The 17,077-nt window shown below is 72.2% G+C and carries 15 protein-coding genes; 3 read left to right on the plus strand and 12 right to left on the minus strand.

What is annotated here, in order from left to right; all coding sequences use genetic code 11:
• Window positions 1-64: 64 nt before the first annotated feature.
• The 3 genes from map to MF672_RS03015 all read right to left on the minus strand — a co-directional run bounded on the left by map (window position 65) and on the right by MF672_RS03015 (window position 2,175).
• Complete coding sequence (map, locus tag MF672_RS03005; RefSeq protein ID WP_242373451.1) at window positions 65-832, minus strand: type I methionyl aminopeptidase; 768 nt, start codon at window positions 830-832, stop codon at window positions 65-67.
• Between the two features lie 87 nt (window positions 833-919).
• On the minus strand, window positions 920-1,654 hold the full coding sequence (locus tag MF672_RS03010) for a siderophore-interacting protein (RefSeq protein ID WP_242373452.1): 735 nt from the start codon (window positions 1,652-1,654) through the stop codon (window positions 920-922).
• A complete protein-coding gene (locus MF672_RS03015; RefSeq protein WP_242373453.1) occupies window positions 1,651-2,175 on the minus strand; it encodes a PadR family transcriptional regulator in 525 nt (174 codons plus the stop codon). The genes MF672_RS03010 and MF672_RS03015 overlap by 4 nt, the downstream gene beginning before the upstream one ends.
• 198 nt (window positions 2,176-2,373) lie before the next feature.
• On the opposite strand from MF672_RS03015, the gene MF672_RS03020 reads away from it, so the two are divergent.
• Window positions 2,374-3,516, plus strand: a complete 1,143-nt coding sequence (locus tag MF672_RS03020; protein ID WP_242373523.1) for a L,D-transpeptidase — start codon at window positions 2,374-2,376, stop codon at window positions 3,514-3,516.
• Here the strand turns inward: MF672_RS03020 and MF672_RS03025 are convergent.
• The 3 genes from MF672_RS03025 to MF672_RS03035 all read right to left on the minus strand — a co-directional run bounded on the left by MF672_RS03025 (window position 3,513) and on the right by MF672_RS03035 (window position 6,061).
• Window positions 3,513-3,791, minus strand: coding sequence for a hypothetical protein (locus MF672_RS03025; RefSeq protein WP_242373454.1), 279 nt, complete (start codon window positions 3,789-3,791; stop codon window positions 3,513-3,515). The genes MF672_RS03020 and MF672_RS03025 overlap by 4 nt on opposite strands.
• Window positions 3,788-5,011 carry a hypothetical protein gene (locus MF672_RS03030; protein ID WP_242373455.1) on the minus strand — a complete coding sequence of 408 codons (1,224 nt, stop codon included), beginning with the start codon at window positions 5,009-5,011 and terminating at the stop codon, window positions 3,788-3,790. Before MF672_RS03030 ends, MF672_RS03025 begins: the two co-directional genes overlap by 4 nt.
• Before the next feature lie 108 nt (window positions 5,012-5,119).
• Window positions 5,120-6,061, minus strand: coding sequence for a LysR family transcriptional regulator (locus tag MF672_RS03035; protein WP_242373456.1), 942 nt, complete (start codon window positions 6,059-6,061; stop codon window positions 5,120-5,122).
• A 113-nt stretch (window positions 6,062-6,174) separates the two neighbouring features.
• Here MF672_RS03035 and MF672_RS03040 point away from each other — a divergent pair, with 113 nt between their 5' ends.
• The gene (locus tag MF672_RS03040; protein ID WP_242373457.1) at window positions 6,175-6,867 is read left to right on the plus strand and encodes an MBL fold metallo-hydrolase; all 693 of its coding nucleotides are present in this window, start codon (window positions 6,175-6,177) and stop codon (window positions 6,865-6,867) included.
• 45 nt (window positions 6,868-6,912) lie between these two features.
• Here the strand turns inward: MF672_RS03040 and MF672_RS03045 are convergent, their stop codons facing one another.
• Window positions 6,913-7,749, minus strand: coding sequence for a hypothetical protein (locus MF672_RS03045; RefSeq protein ID WP_242373458.1), 837 nt, complete (start codon window positions 7,747-7,749; stop codon window positions 6,913-6,915).
• A gap of 424 nt (window positions 7,750-8,173) precedes the next feature.
• Between MF672_RS03045 and MF672_RS03050 the strand changes: the two genes are divergently transcribed.
• Window positions 8,174-9,193 (plus strand): serine hydrolase domain-containing protein, encoded by a 1,020-nt coding sequence (locus tag MF672_RS03050; RefSeq protein ID WP_407654755.1) that lies wholly within the window; start codon window positions 8,174-8,176, stop codon window positions 9,191-9,193.
• A 641-nt stretch (window positions 9,194-9,834) separates the two neighbouring features.
• Here the strand turns inward: MF672_RS03050 and ilvC are convergent.
• The 5 genes from ilvC to MF672_RS03075 form a co-directional block, all read right to left on the minus strand.
• On the minus strand, window positions 9,835-10,818 hold the full coding sequence (gene ilvC / locus MF672_RS03055; protein ID WP_242373524.1) for a ketol-acid reductoisomerase: 984 nt from the start codon (window positions 10,816-10,818) through the stop codon (window positions 9,835-9,837).
• A 34-nt stretch (window positions 10,819-10,852) separates the two neighbouring features.
• The gene (gene ilvN / locus MF672_RS03060) at window positions 10,853-11,377 is read right to left on the minus strand and encodes an acetolactate synthase small subunit (RefSeq protein WP_242373460.1); all 525 of its coding nucleotides are present in this window, start codon (window positions 11,375-11,377) and stop codon (window positions 10,853-10,855) included.
• Window positions 11,370-13,109, minus strand: coding sequence for an acetolactate synthase large subunit (locus MF672_RS03065; protein WP_242373461.1), 1,740 nt, complete (start codon window positions 13,107-13,109; stop codon window positions 11,370-11,372). Before MF672_RS03065 ends, ilvN begins: the two co-directional genes overlap by 8 nt.
• 204 nt (window positions 13,110-13,313) lie before the next feature.
• On the minus strand, window positions 13,314-15,929 hold the full coding sequence (locus tag MF672_RS03070; RefSeq protein ID WP_242373462.1) for a putative bifunctional diguanylate cyclase/phosphodiesterase: 2,616 nt from the start codon (window positions 15,927-15,929) through the stop codon (window positions 13,314-13,316).
• Between the two features lie 250 nt (window positions 15,930-16,179).
• Window positions 16,180-16,977 carry a 2-hydroxyacid dehydrogenase gene (locus MF672_RS03075; protein WP_242373463.1) on the minus strand — a complete coding sequence of 266 codons (798 nt, stop codon included), beginning with the start codon at window positions 16,975-16,977 and terminating at the stop codon, window positions 16,180-16,182.
• Window positions 16,978-17,077 lie beyond the last annotated feature (100 nt).

The raw sequence follows: 17,077 nt of genomic DNA on the forward strand, positions 1-17,077 counted from the left end.
ATCACGGTCCTTGACGGTCCGGTGTGGTCGGCAGGGGAACATCAGGCTCTTTCGTGACCCGCCTTTAGGGCAGCGTGAGGACCACCGGGCCGTCGGCCGTGATAGCCACCGTGTGCTCCACGTGCACACTGCGGCTGCCGTCGGCCGAGCACACCGACCAGCCGTCGTCGGCCATGCAGTAGCCGTCGCCGCCGCCCGCCATCAGGCTCGGCTCGATCGCGATCACCAGGCCGGGACGCAGCCGCAGGCCACGCCCGGCGCGGGCCTCGTTCGGCACGAACGGCGCCTCGTGCATGGCCCGGCCGATGCCGTGGCCGGCGAAGTCGTTCTGCATGCCGTAGCCGGCGCCGCGCCCGACCGTGGACATCGCGTGGCCGATGTCGCCGAGCCGGGCGCCGGGCAGCGCCGCCTCGACGCCCGCGGCCAGCGTCTCCTCGGCCACCCTGATGAGCTTGAGGTCCTCGGCGCGCGGCTCGCCGACGGTGAAGCTCACCGTGCCGTCGGCGTGCCAGCCGTCCACGATCGCGCCGCAGTCCACGCTGATCAGGTCGCCGTCGCGCAGCCGGTACGGCGTCGGCAGGCCGTGCAGCATGGTCCCGTTCACCGAGGTGCAGATGACGCCCGGGTACGGGGTCGCGCCGAAGGACGGGTGGTAGCCCAGGAACGACGCGCCGGCCCCGGCCTCCTCGATGACCGTCCGGGCCACCTGGTCGAGCTGCTTGAGCGACACGCCGACGGCGGCCCGCTCGCGCACCGCGGCGTGCACGGCCGCCACCACCCGTCCCGCCTCGCGCATCGCGTCGATCTCGCCGGCGCTCTTCAACTCGATCACGGCCACTCCTCGTCCGCCCGTCCGTCGATACGGCGATAACTATACCGGTATTTTTATCGGGCGCCAGAGGGGATCCGGGACGGCTCGTCAGTCGAGACCGCGGCGGCCGGGCGTCCAGAACGGCTTCGTGCGCACGTCCCTGCGGCTCCAGCCACGCTCGTGCACCAGGTGCGCGCGGATCGCCTGGACGGTGCGGGCCTCGCCCGCCAGGTAGGCGACGCCCGGCCGGTCCGGCAGGTCCAGCGCGCGCACGGCGTCCACCAGCACCGCGGACCCGGCCGCCAGGGCGCCCTCCCGGCACACCCGGGTCAGCTCGCGCGGCAGCCCGAGGTGGTCGCCGGGCCGCTCGGCCTCCACCACGCCGTACGCCGCCGCCTCGCGCGGCAGGGCGCGCAACATCGCGCCGAACGCGACCGCCGCCGTCTCCTCCCCCGCGAACAGGTGGTAGCGGGCCTCCTCCCGCAGCACGAAGCTCCCGTCGGGACGGGTGAAGGCCACCTCCTGGCCGGGCGCGGCCGCCCGCACCCAGCGGGCTCCAGGGGCGTCGCCGCCGTGGTCGAGGCCGATCAGGTCCAGGGCCTCCCAGGTGGGGTCGTGGGCCCACACCGAGTACGTCCGCAGGACCCCGCCCAGCAGGCCGCCGCCGTCACCGATGAGCACCCGCACGTGCTGGCCCGGCGTCCAGGAGAGCCCGGCGAGGGCCTCGCCGCCGATCCTGATCCGGCGCATGCGCGGGGCCACCTCCTCCACCTCGACGATCTCTCCCGTCACGAGCATCCGGTCCAGCAGCCGCCGGGCCAGGCCCGGCCGGGTCGCGGTCACCGCCCCCTCCTCGGGTCCAGGTCCTCGATGCGGCGGCGGGCCTCGACGAAGATCTCCTGGATGCGTTCGACCACCCGGGGGTCGCCGTGGCTGTGCGCGAGCGCCTTCACCGCGGCCTTGACCAGGCGCAGCGCGGGGCCGACGATCTCGGCCGCCTCCGGCTCGCGGAACAGGCCCCACTCGCCCCTGCTGGCCGCCCGCCCCCACAGCCGCTCGATCTCGGCGGCCTGCTCCGCCACGACGCGGCGGCCGTCGTCGGTGACGTGGTGGACCTTGCGGCCGTCGGCCTGCTCGACGCGGACCAGGCCCTCGTCCTCCAGGAGCTGGAGGGTGGGGTAGATGGAGCCGGCGCTGGGCTCGTAGGTGCCGTTGAAGCGGTCGGACAGGCGGCTCATGATCTGGTAGCCGTGGCCGGGCTGCTCGGCGATCAGCGCGAGCACGGCCAGGCGCAGCTCGCCCGGCCCGAAGACGCGCCCGGTGGGGCCGAAGCCGCCGGGGGCGCGGCGCGCGTTCATCATCATGAGTCGGATGCTATATCGAACGATATATCTAAGGAAGGGTCTTGCATGAATACGATGAGTTATGGGGATAGCACGGTCCGTATCATCTCTAGGGCCCTCTAGGCCCTGATATGCCCATTTGTCGGGGGACTGGAGGCATCGTCGATGCGGAATGGCGGACCCACGGTTGGCGGACCCACGGCTGTCGGCACCTTGACGGTGCTGCTGCTCCTGCTCGCCGGATGCGCCCAGGACGGCCCCGGCCCGCCGCGGCCCGCGGCCCCGCAGGACCCCGGCCGGGCGGCCAAGCTGTCGATCACGCCCGCCGACGGGACGCGGAAGGTCCCGCCGGACACCGCGATCAGCGTCAAGGTCACCGACGGCACGCTCACCGGGGTGATCGTCGCCGACGAGCAGGGCCGCGAGGTCCCCGGCCGGACCGACGCGACCGGCACCTGGCGGCCGGCCTGGCCGCTGCGGCCCTCGGCCGCCTACACCGTGCGCGCCCGGGCCACCGGCACGGACGGCGCACAGGTGACCGGGCGGACCGCGTTCACTACCCTCAAGCCCAAGCGGGTGCTGGAGAGCGGCATGTCCCCCCTCGACGGCGAGCGGGTCGGCGTCGGGATGCCGATCCAGCTCCTGCTGTCGCGGCCGGTGACCGCGCGGGAGGACCGGGCCGCCGTCGAACGGTCGCTCACCGTCCGCATGTCGAAGCCGGTCGAGGGCGCCTGGAGCTGGGTCAGCGACCGGGAGGTGCAGTTCCGGCCGCGCGCGTACTGGCCGAGCGGCGAGCGCGTCACGGTCGTCGCCCACCTGGCCGGCCTGTCCGTCGGCCGGGACGTCTGGGGCGCCAGGGACCGCAGCGTCACCTTCACCGTCGGCCCCCAGCACATCACCGAGATCCGTGACAGGACCCACCGCGCCGTCGTGCGCGAGAACGGCCGGATCGTCAAGACGATCCCGGTCAGCCTCGGCAAACGGGGCGACGAGAGCTACTCCGGCACCATGATCGCGCAGGAGAAGGCCCCCGACTTCCTCATGGACTCCGCCACCGTCGGCAGACCCGGCGAGTACTTCGCGCACACCAAGTGGAACGTCCGGCTCACCTACAGCGGCATGTTCTTCCACGCCGCGCCCTGGTCCGTCAGCGACCAGGGCAGCCGCAACGTCAGCCACGGGTGCGTCAACGTCAGCCTGGCCGACGCCCACTGGTTCTACCGGTTCACCCAGCGCGGGGACATCATCCAGGTCAAAGGCACCTCGCGCCGGCTGCGGTTCGGCAACGGGCCGACGCCGTGGGCCAAGACGTGGGAGGAGTGGCTGGCGGGCAGCGCCCTCGGCAGGTCCGCGGACGCCTAGCCAGGACGCTCCTCGGCGTCCGGTCCGTGCCCGGCGAGCCGGGCCGCGATCACGTAGTCGACCCGGACCTCGCGGTAGACCCGGCGCTCCGCCACGCGGTCGGGCAGGCCCGCGCGACGGCTCCCGGACGCGGACTCCTCGCCCGGCTCGCCGCTGAACGTCACCGTCACGGGCGGCGCCCGGTCGAAGCAGATGCGCTCCGCCCGGACGGTGGCGGCGAAGACGATGTCCGCGGACGCCGTCAGCCGGGGGTCGGGCCGGTGATCGCCCGTCATGAGGGGCGGCCCCGCTGCCCTGACCGGCGGGGGTCGCGGCGGTCGTTGGCCATGTCCCGCAACCGGCGCAGGCCCGCCTGCCTGGCCGCCCGGCCCAGGTCCCGCAGGGCGGAGCCGAGGGTGAGGTTCCCGGCCTCCTTGGCCGGCTCGCGGGCGGCGGGCTTCTCGGGCTGGCCCGGATGATCCGGCTGGTCCGGCTGGCCCGGCTGCGGCTCTGCCGAGGCGGACGAGGAGCGGGGGCGGGAGGGCGGAGTCGGGCTCTCCGGCGCAGGCTCACCCTTGGCCGCAGGCTCGCCCTTGGCTGCAGACTCGCCCTTGGCCGCAGGCTCCCGCTCGGGCGCGGGCTCGCTCTCGGACGGAGGCGGGCCCTTCGGCACAGATCGGCTCTCCGGCGGCGGCGGACCCTTCGGCGCAGGCCGGCTCTTCGGGGCAGGCGGGCTCTTCGGGGCAGGCGGGCCTTCGGGCGGAAGCGGGCTCGGGGGCGCAGGCGGCGCTGGAGGCGCTGGAGGCGCTGGTGGCCTGGCTCGCGTGACATTCGTCGTGGCGTCCGTCGCAGCATCCGTCACGGCGTTCGTCGTCGTGCCGGGCTCGGCCACCGCGGGCGCGTCACGCACCACCTCGCCGGCGACCTCCCCGACCCCGTCCACGCCGACCTCGCCCACGACCCGCCCGGCACCCGCTCCCACGTCACGAACGGCCCGCCCGGCACCCGTCCCGACGTCGCGGACGGCCTCCCCCGCCCCCGCCCCCACGTCACGAACGGCCCGCCCGGCACCGGTGCCGACGTCGCGGACCGCCTGACCGGCGCCCGTCCCCACGTCGCGGACCGCCCGCCCGGCTCCCGTGCCAACCTCGCCGATGGCCGCCCCCACGCCTCGCGTCACGTTCTCGATGAGCTGCGGATTGTGGTCGATCGTCCGCAGCACCTCTTGGATGATCAGCGCCACGTTGTCCAGCCGCACCTTCAGCAACGCCTGAGCCTCAACGCCCTTGATGTCCAGGTTGACGCGGTTGAGCCCGGCGTCCACGCCGACGTGCAGCCGCAGCAGGTCGAGCACGTCCGCCTCCAGCGAGACGCGCGCCCGCAGGTCCTCGACCTCGAGCTTGATCTCCTCGACCTTGAGCACCGGCACGTCGAGGTACACGTCCGGGTCCGCGGGCCCACCCGCGGGCGTGACTGCGGGCGGCTGGACCTGCTCCGGCCGATCCTCCTCGTGCATACGCTCCCCCTCGAACGGCGGCTCCACAAAGCCCTGCCCGTGAGCCGCGCCAGGAGCAGCCCTTTCCGCAACCAGGGGAAGGTCTTTACCGCCGGATGACCCGGCGCCTCACGGCACGGGGCCGAGGTCGGTCTCCGGCAGCCACACCTCCGGGTCGGGCTGCGCGGGCGGCGCGCACGCGCGGAGCTGGCGCAGCAACGCCCGCAGCAGCGGCCGCGGGTTGCGCCGGTGCCACACCACCGACCAGGGCAGGAGCGGCGTCGGCCGGACGATCGGGATGCGGCGCAGCCCGCTGCCCGCCGGGTCGATGCTGCTCTCCCCCAGCCCCACTGCCTCCTTCTCGGCAAGGAACTGCTCCACCAGGTGCCGCTGGCCGATGGCCGGCGCGTTGAACCGGAGCGGCGCCCCGAAGCGGTCGGCCAGCCGCCGCAGGTAGTCCCGCCACTCGGTGGCGCCCGCCGGGTCGGGCATGGCGATGCCCGCCTCGCGCAGGTCGGCCGGGCGCAGCACGTCCTTGCCGGCGAGCCGGTGGTCCTCCGGGACGAACGCGTGCAGCGGCTCCAGCCGCACCAGCCGGTACGCGAGCTCGGCCGGCCACGGCGTCGGCGTGCCGTGGACCCGTCCGAAGGCCGCGTCGATCTCCTGCCGCCGCAGCGCGGGCAACGCCGCCGACAACCCCTGCCGCATGCTCAGCTCGATCCGCACCCGCGGGTCGCGTTCGCTGGCCCGGCGCACCAGCCGCAGGGGCGTGAACCGCTCGTCGTAGACGTCCACCCGCAGCGGCTCCTCCTGCCCGCGCACCGCGCGCACGGCCCGGTCGAAGGCGGCGACGGCCTCGATCGCGTGCGGCAGCAGCCGCCGTCCCTCCTCGCTCAGCTCCACCGCCCGGGTGCTGCGCCGGAACAGCGGGACCGCCAGGGCCTCCTCCAGGCGGCGGACGCGCTTGGACAGCGCCTGCTGGGTGATGAACAGCCGCGCGCCGGCCCGGGCGAAGTGCAGCTCCTCCGCGGTCACGACGAAGGCGCGCAGGCCCTCGATGTCGGCCTCCATCCGTCCGAGCCTGGATTACCAACCACTGGTTGTCAATGTCCGGGGATCGTTGTTGGACAACGCGACCCGCCTGCGACTTTGCTGGTGCCCGACCGAACGCGAAGGGCCACCCCATGAAGATCGAACGACTCCGTCCCGAGCTGCACCTGATCCTGCTGGAGTTCGGCCAGGCTTACCTGTGGGACGACGACGGCGAGCTGACGCTGGTCGACACCGGGATCGCCACCTCCGGGAGCGACCTCGCGGCCGCGCTCGGCGAGCTGGGCTTCACCACGGCGGACGTCAGGCGGGTCGTGCTCACCCACTTCCACGAGGATCACGCCGGCGGCGCGGCCGAGGTCAGCGGATGGGGCGAGGTCACCGTGCTGGCGCACCGGCTGGAGGCGCCGGTGATCCGCGGCGAGCGTCCCGCGCCCGCCCCCGACTTCACCGACGAGGAACGCGAGCTCCACCGCGCCCTGGGCGCCCACCTGCTGCCGCCCGCGCCCGCCTGCCGGGTGGACCGCGAGCTGGAGGAGGGCGACGTGCTCGGTTTCGGCGGCGGCGCGCACGTGATCCACACGCCCGGCCACACCGACGGCAGCATCGCCCTGCACCTGCCGCGCGCCGGGGTGCTGTTCACCGGCGACACGGTCGCGCACGTGGGCGGGCAGGTCATGCCCGGCGTGTTCAACCTCGACCGGGCCGAGATGCTGCGTTCCTTCCGCAGGCTCGCCGGGATCGACGCCGGGCTCGCCTGCGTCGGCCACGGCGAGCCCGTCCACGACGCCCGCGACGCCCTCACCGCGACCCTCAGCACACTGTGAGAGCACACTGAGAGCACGGTGGCGGGCGCCGGGCGGCCGTGGGCGTCAGCTCCAGAGGGCGGGCGCCTGGTCCGGCACCTCGTCCTCGACCTGGGACCGGTCGATGACGTCGCCCTGCAGCGGCAGCAGGACCGTCGTGTCGCGGCCCCACTCGGTGTAACGCGTCTCGGACTCGACGGTGACCGAGCCCTTGTCGTACGGCAGCACGCCCTTCACCGACACCCGCTCGACCAGCCCGCCGGGGCTGAGGTGCAGCGCGTAGGAAATCTTGCCGCTGTTCTTCTTCCATTGCTTGCCGAAGCGGGCCACGAACGAGTCGGACGCCTTGGCGAGGCCGCCCGGCCGGATCGTGCCCTTGACGACGCCGCCGCTCCAGGACGAGCGGTGGTCCATCAGCGCCTTGAGCGTGGCGGGCTCGAAGACGTCGAGCAGCAGGCTGCCGGACGGGACGTCGGTGCCGCCGTAACGCACCCAGCTCGTGCCCTCCGGCAGGGCGTCGCCGACCACAGCGCCGGAGACGTAGCTGGTCGTGCCGCTGGACAGGACCCGGACCGGCGACTCCTGCAGCGCCTCGGTCTCCTGGGGGCTCACCTTCATCATCCGGGCGAGCAGGTCCTTGCTGTAGCGCAGGTTCTGGCTGGTGTCGGCCGCCCGGGCGCCGCGCTGGTCGAACTCGACGGTGCCGTCGAGCGACGAGGAGATGTACTGGCCGGCCGCGTACGTCACCTTGGCCGTGGCCTGCACGTTGACGCCCTTGCCCCGCGCCAGCTCGGACGCGAGGACCTTCACCGGATCGACCTTCGGCGCCGCCTGCGCGGGCGCGACGGCGGCGAACTGCACCGCGCCGGCGACCACGGCGACGCCGAGGAGGGTTCGCTTCATGGGTTCTTGGTTTCCTTGAGGGGGATGCTCCGGAAGGACCCGAACAATCTGGTGCATCTAAGATCAACAGTCAAGTCGGCCGACATTCTCGTTATGCCGCGACCACCCAGGTCGGGGCGCACGCGTAAGGCCCGCGTCAGGTCCGCGACGGTCCGGCGTCAGGACGATCCGCGACCGTGGGCGCATGAACACATCGGTGCTCGCGGCCAAGGGGCCGCGCAGGACGTACCCGTTGCTCACCGGCCTCCGCAGGCGGCTCGCCCGGCCGGCCGCCGTGACGGCGGCGCTGGCGCTGGCCTCCGCGCTGCTCACCGGGACGGCGGCGGCCGCTCCGGCAGCCGCCACCGCCGGACAGGACCGCCCTGACCTGCGGCAGGCCATCCAGGAGATCGTCGACGACGGCCTCCTCGGCGTGCAGGTACGGGTGCACGACGAGCGGGGCGACTGGGCCGGCAGCGCCGGCGCGCGCAAGCTGGGCTCGGCCGCCGCGCCCCCGGTGAACGGGCGGTACTGGATCGGCAGCACCACCAAGACCTTCACCGCGACCCTGGTGCTGCAACTGGTCGCCGAGGGCCGGGTCGGGCTGGACAGCCCGGTCGCCGGCTACCTGCCCGAGCTGGGGCTGGACCCGCGCATCACGGTACGGATGCTGTTGCGGCACAACAGCGGGCTGTTCAACTACACCGGCGAGTACTACCCCGACGGGACGGTCGTGCCCGGCATCCCCGGGACCGGCAAGGAGTGGCTGGACCACCGCTTCACCTCCTACCATCCGGAGGAGCTGGTGCGGCTGGCGCTGTCCAAGCCGGCCCGGTTCGAGCCGGGGACGAACTGGAGCTACTCCAACACCAACTACACCCTCGCCCTGCTGCTCGTCGAGAAGGTCACCGGCCACTCGTACGCCGAGGAGATGCGCCGCCGCATCCTGCGCCCGCTCGGCCTCACCGGCACCCTCGTGCCAGGCGACCAGTCGCGGCTCCCCGGCCCGCACGCGCACGGCTACCTCCGCTACCAGGACGGCGACCAGTGGCGGGTGGTGGACGTCAGCCGGCAGAACCTCTCCATGCTGGCCGGCGCCGGCGACATGATCTCGACCACCAAGGACGTCCAGACGTTCTTCACCGCGCTGCTGCGAGGCAGGCTCCTGCCCGCCGCGCTCGTGGCCGAGATGTACCGCGACCCGGACCCGAGGAGCGAGAGCCTGTACGGCCGCTACGGTCTCGGCATGTACGTGCTGGACACCGGCCCGGACTGCGCCGGCGTCGTCCTCGACCACAACGGCAGCCCGCCCGCCGGCTATGGGTCGCTGATGTACAGCACGCCCGACGGCAGCAGGACCCTGACCGCCTCGCTCACCATGGGCGACGCCGCGATCGACCTCGGAACGGTGTTCCCGAAGGCGCTGGACCGGCTCGTCAAGGCCGTGTTCTGCGACAAGCGCTGACCCTTCCCTACACCCCGGCCCCGTCCCCCGCCCCGGCCCTCGTGCGCGATCTGCCCGTTCCCGCGATACATGGAGCAAACTCCTGCGCTCGTCCTGCTCGCCCTGCTTCACTGTAGGCAGCGACTATCTTCAGGTGCCTAGGGGAAGCCCGAACACCACATCCTGAGGCCGCCCTCGCGGGCGGCCTCAGCGCTGAGCCTGATCGTCGATGCCGCCTCGGCACCACGAGCCCATCGCGCCGCTCCTCGGCCTTCCTCGGCTGCGGGTGGTGGTGTGGCCGGAGCCGGCCTCCGACATCGAGGAGCAGGACGAGCGGAGGGGTCCGCTCTCCTGCGCCGGGTCGACCCAGGTCGAGGGCTCAGCGACGCCGATTACGAGGCTTTGCGCGAGTGGTCGGGCAGCGTCCAGAGCCGCTGATCAGGCCTACGCCATGATCGTGACGCTCTCCGTACGGGTTGCAACTCGGCTGAGCGGAGCGAAGACCTCCAGGGGCCGGGCCCCGGCCCGGCTGGAAGAAACGGCTGAGCCCCACACGCGCGAAGCGCCCCCGACGCGAAGACCTTTGAGCCGGCAAGACGGCCGACCCGAACCAGCTTCGGCCTGGGAAGGCGGCCGAGCCGCCCTCCCAGTGACCAGGAAGCTCAGCCCTTGAGCCAGCTCATCATCGGACGCAGCTTCGCACCCGTCTTCTCGATGGCGTCCTCGGACAGCTCCTCGCGGTACTGCTGGAACTTCTTCTGCCCGCTGTCGAACTCCTCGACCAGCTCACGCGCGAACGACCCGTCCTGGATCTCGCCCAGGATGCGGCGCATCTCCTGCCGGGTCTCCTCGGTGACCACGCGCGGCCCGCGGGTGTAGCCGCCGTACTCGGCGGTGTCGGAGACCGACCAGTACATCTTGGAGATGCCGCCCTCGTACATGAGGTCGACGATGAGCTTCATCTCGTGGAGGCACTCGAAGTAGGCGACCTCGGGCTGGTAGCCCGCCTCGATGAGGGTGTCGAAGCCGGCCTTGATGAGCTCGGACACGCCGCCGCACAGCACGGCCTGCTCGCCGAACAGGTCGGTCTCGGTCTCCTCCTTGAACGTGGTGCGCAGCGCGCCGGCGCGAGTGCCGCCGATGCCCTTGGCGTACGACAGCGCGAGGTCGAGCGCCTTGCCGGAGGCATCCTTCTCGACGGCGACGAGGCAGGGCACGCCGCGGCCGGCCTCGAACTGGCGGCGCACGAGGTGGCCGGGGCCCTTGGGGGCGACCATGCAGACGTCGACGCCCTCGGGGGCCTCGATGAGGCCGTAGCGGATGTTGAGGCCGTGGCCGAAGAAGAGGGCGTCGCCCTCGACCAGGTTGGGCGCCACGTGCTGGGCGTACAGGTCGCGCTGGACGTGGTCCGGCGCGAGGATCATCGTGAGGTTGGCCTCCTCGACGGCCTCGGCCGGGGTGACGACGCGCAGCCCGTCGTTCTCCGCCTTCTCGCGGCTCTTGGAGCCCTCGGGCAGGCCGACGCGCACGTCGACGCCGCTGTCACGCAGGGAGAGCGCGTGGGCGTGGCCCTGGCTGCCGTACCCCAGCACGGCCACGTGGCGTCCCTGGATGATCGACAGGTCGGCCTGGTCGTCGTAGTAGATCTCGGTCACTTGCTCAAAACCTTTCAGGCGGGATTCAGGCGGTACGGTCCAGTGCCCTGAGGGACCGGTCGGTGATGGAACGGGCACCGCGGCCGATGGCCACCATGCCCGACTGGACGAGTTCTTTGATCCCGAACGGCTCGAGGACCTTGACGAAGGCCTCCAGCTTGTCGGGGGTGCCGGTGACCTCGATGGTCACGGCGTCGGCGGCCACGTCGACGCAGCGGGCCCGGAAGAGCTGGACGAGCTCCAGCACGTGCGATCGGCTCTCGGCGTCGGCCTTGACCTTGATGAGCATGAGCTCGCGCTGCACGGACTGCGACGGGTCCAGCTCGACGATCTTGAGCACGTTCACCAGCTTGTTGAGCTGCTTGGTGACCTGTTCGAGGGGCAGTTCCTCGACGCTCACGACGATCGTGATGCGGGAGATGTCGTCGTGCTCGGTCGGCCCGACGGCCAGCGAGTCGATGTTGAAGCCCCGCCGGCTGAACAACGCGGACACGCGCGCGAGGACGCCGGGCTTGTTCTCGACAAGCACGGACAGCGTGTGCCTACTCATCTTCGTTCTCCCACCTCGGCGCCATGTCCCGGGCGATCTTGATGTCGTCGTTGCTGGTGCCCGCCGCGACCATCGGCCAGACCATCGCGTCCTGGTGGACGACGAAGTCGACCACGACGGGCACGTCGTTGATCTCCATGGCCTTCTTGATGACGGCGTCCACGTCCTCGGCGCGCTCGCACCGCAGACCCACACAACCATAGGCCTCGGCCAGCTTGACGAAGTCGGGGATGCGGCGCGCCGTCTTCAGGTCGGTGTTGGAGTAGCGCTGGTCGTAGAAGAGGGTCTGCCACTGCCGGACCATGCCGAGGTTACCGTTGTTGATCACGGCGATCTTGATCGGCACGCCCTCCAGCGCGCACGTGGCCAGCTCCTGGTTGGTCATCTGGAAGCAGCCGTCGCCGTCGATGGCCCACACCGTCGAGTCCGGGCAGCCCATCTTGGCGCCCATCGCGGCCGGCACGGCGAAGCCCATCGTGCCGAGGCCGCCGGAGTTGATGAACGTGCCGGGGTTCTCGTAGCTGATGAACTGCGAGGCCCACATCTGGTGCTGGCCGACGCCGGCCACGTAGTAAGCGTCGGGGCCGACGATCGTGCTCAGCCGCTCCATCACGTACTGCGGCGCCAGCGACCCGTCCGCGAACGGCTCATAGCCCAGCGGGTAGGTCTTCTTGTAGCCGTTGAGCAGCCGCCACCACTCGTCGTAGTCGCCCTTCTGCCCGCCGGCCTGCACCGCGCCGATGAGGTCGGTCAGGACCTCCTTGCAGTCGCCGACGATCGGGACGTCGGCGTGCCGGTTCTTGGAGATCTCGGCCGGGTCGATGTCGGCGTGCACGATCTTCGCGTACGGCGCGAAGGTCGACAGGTCGCCGGTGACCCGGTCGTCGAACCGCACGCCGAGCCCGATGATCAGGTCGGACTTCTGCAGGGCGCCGACCGCCGCGACGCTGCCGTGCATGCCCGGCATGCCCATGTGCTGCGGGTGGCCGTCGGGGAAGGTGCCCCGGGCCATCAGCGTCGTCACGACCGGGATGTTGGTCAGCTCGGCGAGCTGCAGCAGCTCGGCCGCGGCCCGCGCCTTGTGCACGCCGCCGCCGACGTACAGCACCGGCCGCCGGGCCTCGGCGATCAGCTTGGCCGCCTCGCGGATCTGCTTGGAGTGCGGCCGCGTCACCGGCCGGTAGCCCGGCAGCTGCATGACGGGCGGCCAGGAGAAGGTGGTCTCGGACTGCAGCGCGTCCTTGGAGATGTCCACCAGCACCGGGCCGGGCCGGCCGGTCGAGGCGATGTGGAACGCCTCCATGATCGTCCGGGCGATGTCGCCGGCGTCGGTCACCAGGAAGTTGTGCTTGGTGATCGGCATGGTGATGCCGGAGATGTCGGCCTCCTGGAAGGCGTCCGTGCCGATCATCGGCGCGGCCACCTGCCCGGTGATCGCCACGATCGGCACCGAGTCCATGAAGGCGTCGGCGATCGGCGTCACCAGGTTCGTCGCACCGGGGCCGCTGGTCGCCATGCAGACGCCCACCTTCCCGGTGGCCTGCGCGTAACCCTCGGCCGCGTGCCCGGCGCCCTGCTCGTGCCGTACAAGCACGTGCCGCACCTTGACCGAGTCGTAGAGGGGATCGTAGGCGGGCAGGATGGCGCCGCCGGGGATCCCGAACACGGTGTCGACCCCCACGTGCTCCAGCGCCCTGACCAGGGCCTGTGCACCTGTCATGCGTTCGGTCATCGGCTCGTTCCTTGCGTGGCTACTCGCTTAGGACATAAAAAAGGCCCCTTCCCACCGGAACGGCGGGACTGGGGCGGCGCGCAGGTCGTCGTGCTTCGCTATCGGCCTGCGCGCCGGCGAAGTACTACGAGAATCTCACTGCGAAGCATGTCGTCCACGATAGCCGCTCCGAACGCCCTGGTGTCAACTTGGTGGACACAAGTCTCAAACAGTGAGACTTGTCCGCATCAGCTTGTCGACGCCGCGCGCCGCCATCGGGCGGGCCACGAGGAAGCCCTGGCCGCGCGTGCAGCCCATCTCCCGCAGCAGTTCGAGCTGTTCGGGACGTTCGATGCCCTCGGCCACCACGATCAGCCCCAGGTCGTGCCCGAGCCGCACGATCGTGCGGGTGAGCAGCGTCAGCGTGTCGTCGCGGCCCAGCCCCGCCACGAAGGACGGGTCGATCTTGATCATGTCGACGGGCAGCTGGCGCAGGAAGGCCAGCGAGGCGTAGCCGGTGCCGAAGTCGTCGATGGCCAGGCGCACGCCGAGCGCGCGCAGCTCCGACAGCCGCCGGATCGTCTCCTCGGCGTCCTCGACCAGCATCTCCTCGATGACCTCGAGGGTGAGCGCGGAGGCGGGCAGCCCGCTCTCGGCCAGCGCCTCGGCGACGGTCTCGACGAAGCGGGGCGCGGTGATCTGGCGCGCCGACAGGTTGAGCGACAGGCCGATGTCCCAGGACGAGGCCCGCCAGGCGGCCACCTCGCGGCACGCCTCGCGCAGGATCCACTCGCTGAGCGGCACGATCAGCCCGGTGTCCTCGGCCGGGCCGAGGAACTGCTCGGGCGGCACGAACACCGAGCCCCGCCACCACCGCACCAGCGCCTCGACGGCGGTGACGCGCGAGGTCGCGAGGTCCACCACGGGCTGGTACTCGATCGCGAACTGGTGCTCGATGAGCGCGCGTTGCAGGTCGGCGGCCAGCTCCAGGCGGCGCAGCACGTCGGCGTGCATCTGCGCGGCGAACACCTCCACGCGCCGGCCGCCCAGCTCCTTGGAGCGCGCCATGGCCACGTCGGCGTTGCGGATGAGGTCGCCCGCGGGCATGTCGTCCTCGGCGAAGGCCACGCCCACGCTGGCGGTCAGCGCCACGTCGCGGTCGGCCACCCGGAACGGCTCCTGCGACACCGCGCGGACCAGCCGCTCGGCCAGGTCGACCGCGACCTGCGCCTCGCCGCCGGTCTCCACCAGCACCGCGAACTCGTCGCCGCCCCAGCGGGCGAGCGTGTCGTCGGCGCGTACGGCCCCGCGCAGCCGCCGCGCGGCCTGCCCGAGGAGGTAGTCGCCGCTGGCGTGCCCGACGGAGTCGTTGACCGAGGTGAAGCCGTCGAGGTCGAGGAAGATCACCGCGACGGTGCCGGCGGTGCGGCCGGAGAGCACCTCGCGGGTGCGCTCCTCGAAGTAGGCGCGGTTGGGCAGGCCGGTGACGCCGTCGTGGAAGGTCAGGTGGGCGACCTGGTTGCGCAGGGCCTCCTCGTCGCTGACGTCCCTGGTGGTGACCAGCATCAGCTCGTCGCCGCCGACGTGCCGGGTGGCGACGGACTCGGTGGGCCGCCAGGTGCCGTCGGCGGCGCGCACCCGGCAGGCGATGAGGCAGGCGCCGGCGGTGGCGTTCTCCTCGTCGAGGCCCATGGCGCGGAGCGCGGCCTGGATGCCGGGGACGTCCTCGGGGTGGATGTAGTCGAAGATGGACCCGCCGACCAGCTCGTCGGGCGGGTAGCCGTAGGTGACCTCGACGCCGGGGCCGATCTCGCGGACCACGCCCTCGTAGTCGCACAGGAACACCACGTCGCCGGTGCTCTCGGCCAGCTCCCTGAGCTGCCGCTCGCCGAGCCGGACCAGGCCGCGCAGGCGCGCGTTGACCGCCGACACCACGAACAGCCGCACCAGCAGGAGCAGCACCACGCTGACCGCGATCACCACGACGCCGGTCACGGGCTGCTCGGCGTGCCCGCCGGCGACGTGCGCCAGCAGTGTCGCGGCGGCCACGGCGACCAGCGCCAGCGGCACGATCGCGACGAGGTTGCGCGCCGCGGGGCCGCCCGCGGGCCCGTCCCACTCGACCCAGGGCACGCCGGCCAGCAGCAGGAACACCACGGGCGCGAACAGGACCGCCCACACCGGCGGCACGCCGCCGTCGAGCCGGGCGGTGGCGATGGCCAGGCCGGCCACGGTCATCGCGACCAGCGTCACGGCGCCGGCCAGGCTCAGCGACCAGGAGGCCGACCTGCTCGCGGCCACCGACGGCAGCACGGCGCAGGTCACCAGCAGGCCGAGCATCGGCGGCAGCATGACCAGGGTGAACGCCGGAGGGTCGGCGGCGGCCTCGTAGACGTGGCGGAGCTGCACCACCCAGCCGATGAGGAAGAGCGAGGCCGCGCACAGGTAGGAGTCGGTGATGTGCCGTAACACCGCCCGGGCGGGCAGCTTGCGGTCGGCGGCGATGAGCGTGCCGCCCGCGGTGACCGCGACGCCGAGCAGCAGGAACAGGTCCGCGAAGCCGGCGGCGAAACCGCCGTCGAACGGGCGCAGCGCCAGCCCGGCCCCCCAGATGACGGCGCCGCCGCCCATCCAGCGGGCGCCCATGGCGGTCGGGCGGTGGCCGCCCGACCGTAGCGAGGCGACCAGCAGCGAGGCAGCGGCGGCCAGCGCCGCCACCCCTCCGATGACCGCTCCGGCGACGAGGGACTGGTCGTCCTTCAGGAACGCGGCAGCGAGCACCACCACGCCTGCCGCGATCGCGGCGGTCAGCGGCGCACGTGGATCACGCCAGCGGATCACAGTCGTTGCCCATCCCGTCTCGAACTCTGCACCTGCGACCGCCGAAGCCCGGCGATCACCTCGCCAGTGTGTGCGGTCGCGGGCGCGCGGGTGGTGACAACGCCGATGTCGTCACCGATCTGATAACCACACAGACCCATTGCCGCCAAGAGTCCCTTGACAGTGAGTCAGGAACTCCCTGCAAACGTAACCGTACGCACCGCAGGTCACGGACCAGCCACGTTCCGGAATCCTCTCAGTACGGGTCACGTCAGTAGGACTCGGTGATGACGTTGGCCAGTTCCTCCCCCGCGAGGTAACGCGAGAGCTGAGCCCTGATGAGGCGCAGCATCCGCCGCCCGGAGGCGGGGGTGCTGCCCGCCACGTGCGGGGTGATGAGCACGCCCGGCGCGCTCCACAGGGGGTGGCCCGCGGGCAGCGGCTCGGGCGCGGTCACGTCCAGCGCGGCGCGCAGCCTGCCCGTTTTGAGCTCCGCGATCAGGGCGTCGGTGTCGACGACGCTGCCGCGGGCGGCGTTGACCAGCACCGCGCCGTCGCGCATCCGGCCGAGGAAGGCGGCGTCCACCATGCCCGCGGTCTCGGGCGTGGAGGGGACGAGCAGCACCACGACGTCCGCGCGGGGCAGCAGGGCGGGCAGCTCGGCCAGGCCGTGCACGCCTTCGCGCGCGGTGCGCGCCACCCGGACGACCTCGACCTCGAAGCCCTCCAGGCGGCGTTCGAGCGCCGCGCCGATGGAGCCGTGGCCGACGATCAGCACGGTGGAGTCGGCCAGCACGGCGGTGTGGCGGTAGGTCCACTCGCCGCGGCGCTGGGCGTCGGTGAACTCGGGGAACTCGCGCAGCACCGCGATCATCGCGCCGACCGCCCACTCGGCGGTGCCGGCGTCGTGCACGCCGCGCGCGTTGCACAGGGTCGCGCCGTCAGGCATGTACGGCCGGTACGGGTCCACCCCCGCGGTGACGGTCTGCACCAGCCGCAACGAGGTCATCCTGGCCAGCGTGCCGGGCACGTCGGGCACCGGGATGAGCGGCGGGACCCAGACCTCCACCTCCTCGATCCCCTCCGGCTCAGCGGCCGTACCGTCATAAACGGCACATTCGACGCCAGGCAGGTCGGACAGAACATCAGCCACCGAATCAGACGGAACC

This window comes from Actinomadura luzonensis (genome assembly GCF_022664455.2).
GTDB lineage: Bacteria > Actinomycetota > Actinomycetes > Streptosporangiales > Streptosporangiaceae > Nonomuraea > Nonomuraea luzonensis.